Source organism: Candidatus Margulisiibacteriota bacterium, assembly GCA_041650635.1.
Taxonomy (GTDB): Bacteria; Margulisbacteria; WOR-1; order JAKLHX01; family JBAZKV01; genus JBAZKV01.
In genome coordinates this window covers 13,858-27,271 of the sequence record JBAZKV010000001.1, presented here as the reverse complement: position 1 = coordinate 27,271, position 13,414 = coordinate 13,858, and the positions used below count along the sequence as shown (strand labels likewise).

12 protein-coding genes are annotated in these 13,414 nt (G+C 49.6%); 9 read left to right on the top strand and 3 right to left on the bottom strand.

The features are described from left to right. The first annotated feature begins 36 nt into the window (after window positions 1–36). Genes WC490_00110 through WC490_00090 form a run of 5 tightly spaced genes read left to right on the top strand, consistent with a single transcriptional unit; the run spans window position 37 to window position 7,781 of the window. Entirely contained in the window at window positions 37–4,266 is a 4,230-nt protein-coding gene (locus tag WC490_00110) for a PAS domain-containing protein (GenBank protein ID MFA5097020.1), read from the top strand. Window positions 4,267–4,277: 11 nt separating this feature from the next. Beyond that, window positions 4,278–4,646 (top strand): response regulator, encoded by a 369-nt coding sequence (locus WC490_00105; GenBank protein MFA5097019.1) that lies wholly within the window; start codon window positions 4,278–4,280, stop codon window positions 4,644–4,646. 3 nt (window positions 4,647–4,649) lie between these two features. Further along, a complete protein-coding gene (locus tag WC490_00100; GenBank protein MFA5097018.1) occupies window positions 4,650–6,152 on the top strand; it encodes a GspE/PulE family protein in 1,503 nt (500 codons plus the stop codon). Then, entirely contained in the window at window positions 6,139–7,353 is a 1,215-nt protein-coding gene (locus WC490_00095) for a type II secretion system F family protein (GenBank protein MFA5097017.1), read from the top strand. Before WC490_00100 ends, WC490_00095 begins: the two co-directional genes overlap by 14 nt. Window positions 7,354–7,412: 59 nt before the next feature. After that, window positions 7,413–7,781, top strand: coding sequence for a prepilin-type N-terminal cleavage/methylation domain-containing protein (locus WC490_00090; GenBank protein ID MFA5097016.1), 369 nt, complete (start codon window positions 7,413–7,415; stop codon window positions 7,779–7,781). A gap of 2 nt (window positions 7,782–7,783) precedes the next feature. On the opposite strand, the gene WC490_00085 is transcribed toward WC490_00090, so the two are convergent. From WC490_00085 to WC490_00075, 3 genes are read right to left on the bottom strand one after another with little or no spacing between them, the layout of a single operon-like run. Next, entirely contained in the window at window positions 7,784–8,395 is a 612-nt protein-coding gene (locus tag WC490_00085; protein MFA5097015.1) for a type II secretion system protein, read from the bottom strand. Continuing rightward, window positions 8,376–8,774 carry a prepilin-type N-terminal cleavage/methylation domain-containing protein gene (locus tag WC490_00080; protein ID MFA5097014.1) on the bottom strand — a complete coding sequence of 133 codons (399 nt, stop codon included), beginning with the start codon at window positions 8,772–8,774 and terminating at the stop codon, window positions 8,376–8,378. Before WC490_00080 ends, WC490_00085 begins: the two co-directional genes overlap by 20 nt. Then, window positions 8,771–9,586 (bottom strand): hypothetical protein, encoded by an 816-nt coding sequence (locus tag WC490_00075; GenBank protein MFA5097013.1) that lies wholly within the window; start codon window positions 9,584–9,586, stop codon window positions 8,771–8,773. The genes WC490_00080 and WC490_00075 overlap by 4 nt, the downstream gene beginning before the upstream one ends. Before the next feature lie 217 nt (window positions 9,587–9,803). Between WC490_00075 and pilM the strand changes: the two genes are divergently transcribed. Genes pilM through WC490_00055 form a run of 4 tightly spaced genes read left to right on the top strand, consistent with a single transcriptional unit; the run spans window position 9,804 to window position 13,393 of the window. Continuing rightward, complete coding sequence (gene pilM, locus WC490_00070; GenBank protein ID MFA5097012.1) at window positions 9,804–11,381, top strand: pilus assembly protein PilM; 1,578 nt, start codon at window positions 9,804–9,806, stop codon at window positions 11,379–11,381. 2 nt (window positions 11,382–11,383) lie between these two features. After that, window positions 11,384–11,857 (top strand): hypothetical protein, encoded by a 474-nt coding sequence (locus tag WC490_00065; GenBank protein ID MFA5097011.1) that lies wholly within the window; start codon window positions 11,384–11,386, stop codon window positions 11,855–11,857. Between the two features lie 21 nt (window positions 11,858–11,878). Then, window positions 11,879–12,997, top strand: a complete 1,119-nt coding sequence (locus tag WC490_00060; protein ID MFA5097010.1) for a secretin N-terminal domain-containing protein — start codon at window positions 11,879–11,881, stop codon at window positions 12,995–12,997. A gap of 18 nt (window positions 12,998–13,015) precedes the next feature. Further along, window positions 13,016–13,393 carry a response regulator gene (locus WC490_00055; protein MFA5097009.1) on the top strand — a complete coding sequence of 126 codons (378 nt, stop codon included), beginning with the start codon at window positions 13,016–13,018 and terminating at the stop codon, window positions 13,391–13,393. The last annotated feature ends 21 nt before the right edge of the window (window positions 13,394–13,414 follow it).

Sequence of the window (13,414 nt, the reverse complement as noted above, 5' to 3'; positions counted from 1 at the left end):
AAAGATGGTTAAGCCCAAAAAAAGAGGGAGATCGTGATGGAGTTTCTGTTTGTACAGCTTGACTATATATACTTCTTCTCCTGCCTTTCCTTTATTCTGGCAGGGGTTGCAGCTCTCATACTGAGAAGAACAAGGCCGGGCGAAGCAGACTGGGGCACTCTTTCTCTTTTCTGGTTTTTTCAGTCCGCCAATAAGCTTTTTCTGCTTATTTCTGCTTTTCTTTATCATTCGGAGGTTGTTTATTATTTGGGGCTGGCGTTCCTTGCCGGTTCTTTCCTTTTTCTTCTAGGCTTTTCGCAAAGAACCGCAAAAAAGTCGGGAACAGAGTTTTTTTCCAGCCGCTTTTACTATTTTCTGGTCCTTTCCGCTGTTTTGGGCGTCCTTTTGAGCGGCCGGGATGCCGAAATGCTGATCCGATATTTCTTCGGGATCCCGTCAGTGCTGATCGCCTCTTATGTCCTCTGGAATCTTAACTCTTCCCGGCCTGCCGCTCTAAAATACCTTTCGATCATTTTCGCGGCTTTTTTTGTTGTCCAAGGATTGGTAGTGCCTGATTCCGAGAATATAAGGTTTTTTGTTCTTAATGAATCACTGTTCCTTGCCCTGGTCGGTATGCCTATACAGTTGGTAAGGGCGCTGCTTGCTATTGCGTCGGCCTGGCTCACCTTGAACTATTGCCAAAAGACCATCGAGGACAACAGCAGGGAACGCGGGCATCCTTATCCGGCAAAGGCCTGGGGTTTTTACAGATCGCTGGCGGTTTTTGTTCTCATTTTGTTCATAGGATGGTTTGCAACGGAGCATTTTGGACAACGGCAGAAAAGACTGATCGAGGACAGGGCCGCTTCCGATGCCAAACTGGTGGTCGATCTGCTCAGCGAGAGCATGCAAACGGCGGACCGCGCGGTCAAAGCCATGGCCGGCTCGCCGTGGATAGGGCCGCTGCTGGAAAAAATGACAGGGCCGCGGAATGACGAGGCCAACAGCGTTCTGGACAGATATAACAGCTCATTCGGCCTGTCAGTCTGCTATCTTATGGACGACAAAGGGGTCGTTATAGCCGCCTCCAATAGGAAGCAGCCCGACTCATTTATGGGGCGGGACTTTTCCTTTAGGCCCTATTTCAAAAATGCCATTGCAGGAGAGCCCTCTTCCTACCTTGCTGTTGGGATCGTTTCCGGCAAAAGAGGATACTATTCAAGTGCTCCGGTTCTATCAGAAGGAAGGCCTGCCGGTGTTGTGACAGCGAAAAAAGATATTGAAGAACTTGAGGCTGTTCTAAATCCCTCTTCCGCTGTTCTGCTTGTGGACAGCGACGGCATAATCTTTCTATCGGACGAAAAGGACCTTATCTTTAGACCGCTTTGGCCCATAGAGTCCTTTGCCGCTGGTTCCAAGGTAAAGGACCTGCAGTACAGGCATGTGCTCACGGAACCTGTCCTTGAAAAAAAGCCATCCAGCGGTGATCTGACCGAATTCAAAGGGTCCCCGGTCCTGGTAAATTCTTCTGCAGCATCAGTGCCCGGATGGATGCTTTATACTCTTTATCCTGCCGGATCGATACAGACTTCGCGCTCCACTGCCATGCTTATTACTGCGGCATGTGCTGTTCTGGCAATGGGTCTTCTTTATTTTATCAACGACAGGGAGCTGCGGCTGCTTGAGATGATGTTGGACAAGGAGCAGCTGGCCATTACACTTCAGAGCGTAGGCGACGGGCTGATAACAACGGATCACTCCGGCAGAATATTGATCGCCAATGAATCCGCTCTGCGTATGCTCGGGCTCAGGTTGGAAGAGGCCAGGGGCAGACTTATTGAAGATGTCATGAAAATAGTGGAGGAATTATCAAGAAATCCCATAGAAAATCCTGTTCTTGAGGTTCTTCGCACAAGAGATCAGGTCAAGCTTAAGAACCACGCATTGCTTATAAGTGCTGACGGAAGAGAGTTTAACATCTCGGACAGCGCATCTCCCATAATAATAAAAACCTCGGGAGTTTTTCTTGGGGTTGTTCTTGTGTTCAGGGATGTTTCCCAGAGGATACAGGACGAAAACAGGCTCCGCCTTGCCGCACAGGAATGGGAAAAGACCTTTGACAATATGGCTGAAGGAATAACCGTGCAGAATTCCGAATATATGATCACTAATGCTAACAGTACGGCCTGCCGTCTGTTGGGGATCAAAAAAGAAGACCTACTAGGCAGAAAATGCTACGAAGTATTCCACAAAACCGATAGCCCTCTTGCATCCTGTCCGATGGCCCGCTCGCTTTCTTCAAAGAGGCCGGAAGAAGCAGAAGTATTTGAAAAGAGCCTGGGCAAATGGTTCAGGATCTCCACGACGCCAGTTTTTGACGCTTCTGGCAGGATCGAAAAAGTGGTCCATATAATGCAGGACATAACCGAAAGGAAGATCGCTGAAGAAAAACTAAGAGAATATGCTGAGCTGCAGAAGACCGTAATATCCAATCTTCAGGGGGTCATCTTTTCCCTGGATCGAAACGGCGTGTTCACCCTTTCTGACGGCAAAGGGCTGTCATCTCTGGGGCTTGAGCCGGGGCAGGTGGTCGGAAGGTCTGTTTTCGATGTCTATAAGGATGTTCCCGGGATAGCGGAGGGGGTTCGTGCAGCTATTGGAGGTCATCCGTGGGCCGGTATTGTGCGAGTTCAGAAAATAGTATTTGACACTTTCGTATCTCCGGTCTTTGGCAGCGATGGCATGGTGGAAGGTGTGACCGGGATAGCCACGGATATAACGGACAGGATAACGAGCGAAGAACTGATAAGCGAACTTAACGAACAGCAAAAGACCATTCTGGACGCTACTCCTGCGATGATATTTTACAAGGACAGGGAGAACCGTTTTGTCAGGGTCAACGAAGCCATGGCTAGGGCCAGCGGCTATTCAAAACAGGATATGGAAGGCAGGTCTTTGTGGGAGCTTTTTACAAAAGAGGACGCGGACCGCTACTGGAAGGACGATAAAGAGGTAATGGATTCGGGTATGCCAAAGTATGGCATAGTTGAAAAGATGAACACCAGACAGGGCACACTATGGGTGCAGACGGACAAGATCCCCTATAAGGACCCAAAAGGAAATATCATAGGGGTCATAGGCTTTACTCTTGACATAACTCAGCGCAAACTTCAGGAAGAAAAGATCAGAGAAGCACAAGACAGCCTCGAAGCCACGCTCGATGCCATACCAGATCCTCTTTTTGAAGCCGGGCTTGACGGGACATATTATGCCGCTCATTCTCCAAGACAGGAACTTCTTGCCGCTCCGGTCCAGGACCTCGTCGGGAAAAAAGTGTTTGATGTCATGCCTCAGGAGGCCGCCGAGGTGTGTATCGCAGCACTGAAAGAAGCAAACGAAAAAGGGTTTTCCCATGGCAGGGAGTTTGAGCTTACACTTCCTCAAGGCAGCAGATGGTTTGAACTGTCCGTTTCCAGGAAAGCCTCCGCCGCAGGAGAGGCGCCGCATTTCGTAGTCCTTTCCAGGGACATTACGGAACGCAAGCATGTTGAGAGCGAGTTAAAGCAGTTAAGCGACCTCAAGACCGAATTTGTCGCGACCGTATCGCATGAATTAAGGACCCCTCTTACCATAATCAAGGAAGGCGCCGATCTTATCAGCGACCAGGTTTACGGGAAATTGGAGGAAAAACAGGCAAAGATATTAAATATGGTCAGGGAGAATATCAAGAACCTGGAAAAACTTATCTCCGACCTTCTCGACATATCCAAGATAGAGGCAAAAAAGCAGGAGCTTAATCCGGTCGAGTTTGATATCTGTTCCGTTATGCAGGACCTTCTGGAACAGCTTTCCGCAAAAGCGAGCGAAAAGAAGATAGGGATTGAATCCGAGTGCCCTTTTGAAGGAGGATTAAAGGTTTTTGCCGATAAGGACAAATTCAGGCAGATAGTGACCAACCTTATTGCGAATGCCATCAATTACAACAGGGAGGGCGGCAAAGTGCATGTGTCGGGGAAAGACGAAGGTCAATTCCTTAGGATAGAAATCTCCGATACCGGGGTGGGAATAAAAGAAGAGGATATGGAGCACCTGTTCGAAAAATTCAGACAGTTCGGCAGGGTTCCGGGTTCAGGGCCTAAGGGAACGGGGCTTGGACTGTCCATAACAAAAGCGCTTGTTGAGTTGCATGGAGGCAGGATTTGGGCGCAGTCAAAATATGGAGAGGGAACAAAATTTGTATTTACTTTTCCAAAACACTATAATAAAAAACAGACGATAAATTCCTGAAAGAGACGCAGTTGAAAAAAATACTCATAGTTGATGACGAAAAAGACCTTGTAGAGATAATCAGGCTTGGCCTTGAGCCTCTGGGTTATCAGGTGTTCGAGGCCTACGACGGGCAGGAGGGGCTTGAAAAGGCAAGGCAGATCAAGCCGGACCTCCTCATTCTTGACCTGATGCTGCCTAAACTGGACGGCTATCAAGTTTGCAGGATGCTTAAGTTTGACGTTAATTACAAGGAAATACCGGTGATACTGCTTACAGCCAGAGCCGCAGAAAAGGATATTGCAATGGGGCAGGAGGCCGGAGCGGACGCTTTTATTACCAAACCCTTTAAACATGAAGTGCTTAAAGAAAAGATCGTGGAGTTACTAAGAGAGAACTGAATAGTGCAGAAAAAAAACGTTTCCGATGTTCCTGAGATCGATCTTTCCACTTACACGATAGACCAGGCCGCGGTGGACCTGGTACCCGCTCTTGTATCGCAGAAATACGGGTTGATACCGCTGTTCAAGGTGGGATCTGCCCTTACGGTGGCAATGGCCCAGCCCAATAACATCCTTGCCCTTGATGAACTCCGCACTATAACAGGGCTGGATGTTTCGGTGGTGCGCAGCGATCTAAAACAGATAGAAGAGGCCATTGCCGAATACTACGGCATCTCCGGAGTGGTGGAAGAGGTGGTTAAAGAATACAAGACCACTGTGGGGGAAGCCAAGCCAAAAAAGACACAGGAAGAGACGGCCCCCATTGTTAAACTTGTTAATGTGATCCTTAATTCCGCTGTGTCTCAGGGCGCCTCGGACATACATATAGAGCCCGAAGCAAAGCATGTCAGGGTCCGGCTCAGGATAGACGGGGTATTACACGAAGAAACCACAATGCCTTCTTACATGATCGGCCCCATAGCTTCAAGGGTCAAGGTCCTGTCGGGAATGGATATAGCAGAGAGCCGGATCCCGCAGGACGGCAGATTTGAATTCTCATCCATGGGAAGGAATATCGACCTCCGTGTGTCCTCCTTTCCTTCAGCCTACGGTGAAAAAATAGTGCTTAGGATACTGGACAAGTCGGCAATGGTCTACAAACTGCCTCAGATAGGTTTTACGGACGATAATCTGGAAAAGTTTAGAAAAACTATCCAAAAACCTCACGGCATAATCCTGGTTACGGGCCCGACGGGCTCCGGCAAAACCACAACGCTTTATTCCATGCTGACGGAGTTGAACAGCAGGGAGCTCAACATCATGACGGTGGAAGATCCTATCGAATACGAGATGGACGGGATCACCCAGGCGCAGGTCAATGTAAAGGCCGGCCTTACCTTTGCCTCGGCCCTGCGCTCCATACTGCGCCAGGACCCTGATGTCATATTGATAGGGGAGATAAGGGACCTTGAGACAGCAGAGATAGCCATACAGTCCTCCCTTACCGGCCATCTGGTCTTTTCCACACTGCACACAAATGATGCTGCCGGCGCTTTGACCAGGCTGCTGGATATGGGGCTGGAGCCGTTCCTAATTTCTTCGTCTGTCGAGGCCATCCTTGCCCAGAGGCTGGTCCGGCTCATCTGCAAAAAGTGCAAAAAAGAACTGCCTGCTCCGGAAACGCTGGCCGAAAGATTTCCGGAGATCAAAAAGATCTACAAGGGCGAGGGCTGCAAAGTGTGCAGGAACACAGGCTACAAAGGCAGGACCGGAGTGTTCGAGCTGCTTTTGGTCGATGAAGAGATAAGGAAAATGATAACAGACAAAAAAAGCGCGCAGGACATAAAAAAATACGCCGTTTCAAAAGGGATGAGGACGCTGTACGAGGACGGCATGATAAAAGTGGCGCAGGGCCTTACAAGCCTGGACGAAGTAATGAGGGTCACCGAGCTTGAGCAGGTATAAATACAGGGCCAGAAATCGGGACGGCGCTCCGGTAGAGGGGGAGATAGAGGCTTCTTCAAGCCATCAGGTCTCATCTCTTCTTGATCTGAAAGGCCTTATCCTGGTAAGTGCGGAAGAAAAACCCGCGCTCCTTGACCTTTCCTCTATTCTGCTGGAACTCAACAAGGTGAAACTGAGGGACCTTTCCATCGTATTCCGCCAACTGTCCGTGGTCGTGGCTGCAGGGGTGCCGTTGTTCGAATCGCTTTCCGTGCTCGAAGAGCAGACGGCCGGCTCCAGCATGAAACGGATAATCTCAATGATAAAGTCGGATATCGAGTCCGGCAGCAGTTTTTCCGCCTCTCTGAAAAAACATCCTTCGGTGTTTTCTTCGACAGTTGTCGCAATGGTCGAGGCAGGGGAAAAAAGCGGAACGCTGGGCGAGGTCCTTATGAGGATATCTTCTGCCCTGGAAAGGGAGAACCAGTTCGAAACCAAGGTCAAATCCGCGCTGCGCTATCCGGTCATAGTGCTTACCGTTCTTGTTATTGCTTTTATTCTTGCCGTGTTCTTTATTATTCCCAGGTTCAGTTCCGTTTTTGCCGGTCTCAAGACCGAGCTGCCGCTTCCCACAAAGATACTGCTGTTGATCAGTTCCTTTGCCTCCAAATACTGGTTCATTGTCCTGGTGGGCATATTTATTACCGCCCTGATCCTGGGGAGATATCTTAAGACGAAGAAAGGGAAAAAGTTTTTCGATTCTATGGTGCTTAAACTGCCGGTAATAGGCGACCTTGCGGCCAAACTGTCCCTTGCCAGGTTCTTTAGGATGCTCTCGGACCTTTTGCAGAGCGGCATACCCGCCTCCCTGGCGCTTGAGCTCACGGCAGAAACTACCGGGAATGCGGCCATTTCGGAAAAGATATCAACGGTAAAGGAAGAAGTTCTTAGCGGCAGTCCGATCAACCTTGCGATGAAAAAATCCGGTGTTTTTCCTGCGGTGGCCGTTCACATGACAGCCCTGGGGGAGAGGTCCGGCAACCTGCCGGAAATGCTGGGCAAGGTCTCGTCCTATTTTGACGAAGAAACGGACTATGTGGTTTCCAATCTCATGACGCTGATAGAGCCGCTGTTCATCTTTGTGCTTGCGGGTTTTGTGCTGGTGCTTGCTCTTGGGGTCTTTATGCCGTCCTGGAACATGATGCAGCTGTATTTTAATTAGGGCCCCGTGCTATAATCTTTCCGAGACTGAAGAATTGATCAAAGGGGGGGGTGAATATTTTGTCGAAAAAAGGTTTTACTCTGATAGAATTGATAATGGTTATCGTTATCCTCGGTATCATTGCCGCGATATCGATACCGAAGTATGTTGACCTTTCCACACAGGCCAAGGTGGCGGCTGCCAAAGGCGCGATGGGCTCAGTGCGGTCTGCGATAGCAATCAAATACGCCGAGAATGCGGTCAACGGCTCGCCGGCATATCCTGCGGCGCTTGACGGAACACTGTTTGCGGAAGGAGTGGTCCCGACCAATCCGCTGACCCCGGCTTCGAACGCGGTTGCGGCTTCGTATACCGGAGCGGGAGGATGGGTCTATAACAGTTCCAACGGCTCATCGGAATCCAACGACGCGGCTCACACGCCGATGTAGTTTCAAAACTGTTTTATCATAACACCGGTGTTCAGCAGGTATTTGGCTTCGAGTTTCTTAATATCTGCTGACCCGGTGTAAATTATCCAGTTCATTTCTATCCTTGCAATATTGCCCGTGCTCACCACCGGCGAACTTATTATGCTTCCTGAAGCGTCATAATACCTGAAGATCACTCCCGGGGTCTGTCCGTCCAGGCTCATTTCATTTCCGGGATACTGCCTTGGCAGTACAAAGCTGCCCGAAGTATCGGTCTTGGTCAGCTTTTTTGTGGCATTGCTCCAGGAAAGCGTTACGCTGGAGGAATCCGGAAGAAGATAAGAAATCGAGGTATCGCTTGCCGCCGTGATGCTTTTCATCCTCCTGAGTCCTTCGGAAGAGGGCCCGCCCTCGATACACTCATCCGCTGTCAGGTTGCCTATCTGCTGCCCCCTGATCTGGGACGGCACCGCAAAAAAAGTGTTAAGCACCGGAAAAAAAAAGGATGCCCCGGCCGCTCCTATTATGCCCAGCAGCACCACCACCATAATAAGCTCTATAAGAGTAAAGCCTTTTACCCTTGCAGGGCTACCAGCCCTCACCCCGGCCTGTATCCTAAGGTCCGTACGACACATTTTTTGCCCTCAGTGTTACTGTCGACAATATGGGGGAAGCAGAGCCGCCCCTGTAGACCGTAATTGTTATCCTTTTTAGGCTCTGCGCAGTTGCATCTGTTCCAAGATCATAAGAGACCTGCCTGCGCATATCATAGCCCGACCCCTTGTAGTTTGATGTCAGAGCGTTGTAGCCGTTAGAAAGGCTAGGGTCGGTATAACTGATGCTGTTAATAATGGAAAACTCCAGCTGCGAAAGCGCGATGGCCTTAGAAAGGTCGCTGTCATAGATAAGTCCTGCTATCATCTGCCTGTACGAGGCGGCAAAGGACAGCAGGATCATTCCTGCCACCACCACAGACAGTATCAGCTCTATTAAAGTGAAGCCTTTTCTTCTCATGGCAGCAGATGCTCCGAAGTTTCGCTGTACTCGGTTATTTTTAAAGAGCCGCCGCTTGCAGAAAAAGTTGCGACCATGGTCTGACGCATTTTGACGTTCATGCTCGAGTCGACGAATTTTCCTGTGGATCTAATAACGGTGGGGCTGCCTCCCGAGGGCGGGGTCGGAGTATTTGGCGGATATAGCTGGGACTGCACAAAAGAGCCGTCGCTAAAGTGGAATATGGCAGAAACAACATAGTTTTGCATGGGTTGATTGAATCGGAAATAATTGCCGGTCACGGTTGAAGCAGAAGGTATTATATGGTCCGTTATGTTAGTCATTATGCCTGAAGTGTTCTGCGATCCGTTCCACCTTTGCGTGCTGCCAAGCCATATTTGGTTGAGCGTCCTCCCGGAAGGGGAATCCCATATGACGGTTATGTGCGTTATAGTATAGTTTGCCGAGGTGCTCTTATTTATAATATTCCAGTTGAAGACATTCCTGTTGCCGGAAGTTACTCCGCTTCCCGAAGCGTCAATATAGACAAAATCCTTTGCCTGCGAACCTCCTCCGCCCCCGAGGTAATCGTAAGTGTAATATTGAGCGCCCGATAGCAAAGCGCTTGCCGGTGCGCCGGAGTTATTTTCCAGCTTTTCGTAGGCTGCTTTCATCAGACCGGCCTGCGCGGCAGCAAGGGCCTGGAATTTTTGCGCCCTTAAGGCGTTGTGGCGCAGGCTTTGAAAGATCAAGGAGGATGTCGGATAAGCAATGATCCCGATAAGAACCACAAGGATGATGAGCGCTATAAGAGCAAAACCCCTCTTTTGCATACAATGTGGATTCTAGCATCAGAAGCAGGGATTTAAAAGCGGGCGATAATTTCCTTGCATAGTATCGGGCCGTATTGTAGAATTCTAACTATGAACGAGGGGAATAAACCGGGGCTTGGCTCGGAGCTTCGGGGATGGGTTTTGGTGTCCGGTTGGGCCTTTCTGGTGGCGGCGGCCGTGATACTTACCCTATACATAGCCAGCATCTGAGGAACAAATGCCGACAAAAAGACTAGTGGCGCTTGATGTGCGCCCCAATGCCGTAAAACTGGCTGAAGTCCTGTCCGGGGACGGGGATTGCCGCGTCCTTAGCTACTCCATAGATTACTTTGAGAACGCCGACTCTGTTGAGCACCTTTACGAAACCGTTAAAGCCTCTCTGCAAAAGAACAAAGTGCGCTCGAGGGACGCGGTTGCGGCGCTTTCCGGGGAAGATGTTTCTTTTGCCCTTATAGACCTGCCGCAACTGCCGGAAAAAGAACTGGACGAGGCAATAGAGCATAAGATAGAGAACCTGGCATCCGTTGCAGGAGATCAGCTTGTCATAGATTATTACCCGATAGCCCGTGTGGAAGGTTCCGATAAGAGGTTCTATTTTTGTGCTTATATCACCAAAGAATATGCCGGAAAGATAGCCTCGGCGCTTCAGAGAGCAGGGCTAAAAATAAAGGTTCTGGTGCCTTCCGTGTGCGCGCTCAGCGGCCAATACCCTCAACAGGAAAAGGACCCGGTCTGCCTCATAAATCTGGGAAAATTTTCTTCCCTTATCCTGTTGATGAAAGCGGGCAAAGCGGTGTTCGCAAGAGAGGTAAAGGTTGGCTCGGATACTATAGCCCGCTCAATGACAGGTACTGTGGTGGCCGGCAGCGAAAGGATAGATTTGGACCTTAACCGCGCGGAAGAGCTCAAGAACAAATTCGGCATACCCATGGACTTTGATTCTTATACCAAAGCCTCAGGACTGCCGGCATCAGAAATAATGGCAATGATGCGGCCGGCGCTCGAAAAAATAGGCGCGGAGATCCTGAGGACCTTTGAATATTACAGGCAGGAGACCGGGGATACTGCCGAGTTCGCAAAGGTTTTTGTGACCGGAGGAGGCTCAAGGCTGACAGGTCTTGCGCAGTACCTGTCCGAAGAGCTTGGGATAGAAGTTAAAGAGATGGCGGTAAAGGCTTCTGCCAAGGAACCGGCCCTTAAGGAGAGCCTGCCCCATCTAAGCCTTGCCGTGGGAGCGGCTCTGCTGGATAGATGCCGTCTGGAGCTCCTCCCATTTGAGCTCCGCTTTCCTTTTATAAGTGCGCTGCAAAGATCGGTCAACCTTTACTCCGTTTCGGCCGTCTATGGGCTGACCCTTTTGCTGCTTTACTGTTGGCTAAACTTTATCGTTGTCCCGTCCGCGCAGAAGGAGCACAAAGCGCTAGAGGCAGCCTATAAAAGCCTTAGCGTGGAAACATCAGGTCAGGAACTTTCTTCCGATATGGAAAGGCTTATCTCCTCCTTTTCGGACAAAAGAAAAGGCGAGCGCTTTGCCGTGGTAATGAAAGAACTTTATGCTCTGACCCCAAAGGGCATCTATTTCAGGTCCCTTGATTACAGCAATCCTTTGGACCGGCTCATAATCAGAGGCGTGATAGTGGAAGGCCGGACCAGCGGCATATCCAAATTCGTTAAAGAACTAAAAAAAGGCAAGATCTTTAAAAGTGTGGACATCTCTTATATGCAGAGCTCTTCCGAGTTTACCGTTCCGACGGTTGATTTTGAGATACACTGCGGCCTTAAGGAGCAGAGCTGATAATGAACATCTCTCAGAGAGAAAAGTATTGGGCTCTGGCTGCTGCAGCCTGCCTGGTGTTCTTTGTTTATTGGACCTTTCTTCTTGATCCGCTGCTGGGGCGCGTTTCTGTCCTGCACTTTGACAGCGGACTGCTTAAGGCAAAGGTCCAGAGGCTTTCCCAGCCTCAGAGCGGATCGCCCCAGCAGGACAAAAAGGTCATGATCCATCCCAAAGAAGAGCAGCTGGCCATGGTGGTTGGATTTATCGAAAGCAGGATCAAAGAGAGCAAACTGGCTCTCCTTTCGCTAAAGCAGGTATCTTCGGACAACAAAATATCCATTGAGATAGAAACGGAAGGCTCCTATCAGAATTCCGTGGTGTTCTTTGAAGAAATGAGCGAGTTGGACACCGTTTTTGAGATAGATTCTGTTAATATGTCAAATGACAATAAAAAGATAATTTCCAGGATCAAGATCTTGACGCCGTTCCTATAACATAAAGAGAAGGGGAGAGAAATGAAAAAAACCGTTTGGGCCTTAGTTTTGCTGGTCCTGATGAGCCCCGCGTCCCTGTGGGGGAGAGACTTGTTCCTGCAGGTGAGGCAGGAAGCCGCGCAGGAAAGCTCTCCTGCTCCGGCAGCCGCTCCAAAGCCGTCGGATGCCAATTACTCTATGAAGACAATACCGGTTTACTATATGAACGCGGAGGAACTAAAGAACACCCTCTCGAGTTTGCTCGCGCAGGGTGAGGGCGTTTCTGTCAATAAAGGCACCAATTCTATAGTGGTGAGAGCTTCGGGAAAAAATATAGAACGGATAGAGAATGTCGTCAAAGCAATGGATAAACTACCCCTGCAGGTGCATGTGCAGGCCAAGATAATAGAGGTCCAGACCGGCAGCGGCGACAACTTTAATCCTTCGACCTTCGGTTTCAGCTGGCAGTACTTCAGCTCGCCGGGCAGCCAGAACTTCGGCCAGTTCATGGGGGCGCAGCCGCCCACAGCGGATGCTATCGCTCCGGGCATGTATGCGCAGGTGATGAGGGACAATCTCAAGGCTTATTTTACGGCGTTGGAGAAGAAAGGCAACTATGATATAGTTGCTTCTCCTTCTATCACGGCTCTTAACCACCAGGAAGCGGAAATATTTATCGGGGGCAAACTTGGATACAGGAACCTTTTGACCACGCAGACCGGCACTTTGCAGGATGTGCAGTACCTTGAAACAGGCACCAAGCTTAAATTCACGCCGCACATAACCAATGACGGGCACATAAAAATGAGCATCTATCCGTCCGTGAGCGAGGGCGGCATCTCTAACGACGGAATGCCCAATGAGACCACCACAGAAACAAGGAACCAACTGGTGGTTCGCAATGGGGAGACGGTTGTCATAGCCGGGCTTACAAAGAACTACAAGACCAAGGCGGAGATCGGCGTCCCTTATCTGTCCGCAATACCTCTGCTGGGCAATTTTTTTAAAAGGACCGAACTTGTACAGCAAAAGAGGGAGATCCTGGTGCTTATCACTCCCACTATCGTTGACCAGGCGTTCAACACCAAAATGAGGGAAAAGGCTCAGGGTATAGAGGAAAAGCAGAACAAAACGATAGACGACATTAAACTGATCAACTGATAAGACAAGGAGGCGCGGATGGAAATAATAGAAAAGAAGAGGATACTGGCGGTGGACGATGAAGAGAGCCTGATAGCTGCTTTAACCTGCAGGCTTGAGGCATCCAATTACGAGGTTATACATGCCTTTGACGGAAGGGAGGCGTTAAGCAAAGCAAAAGGTGAAAAGCCCGACCTCATAATACTTGATATCATGCTCCCCTTTCTTGACGGGTTCGAGATCTGCCGGCTGCTCAAGTTCGACTCCAAATACAAAGATATTCCAATTGTAATGCTGACATCAAAGGTCTCTGATAGCGACCGCAAGACCGGATTTGAGGTGGGAGCGGACGCATACCTTACCAAGCCGTATGAGGCCAGGCAGCTTCTGGAAAAGATCGGCGAATTGTTGAATTAGAAAAAATACTTGACATTTTGG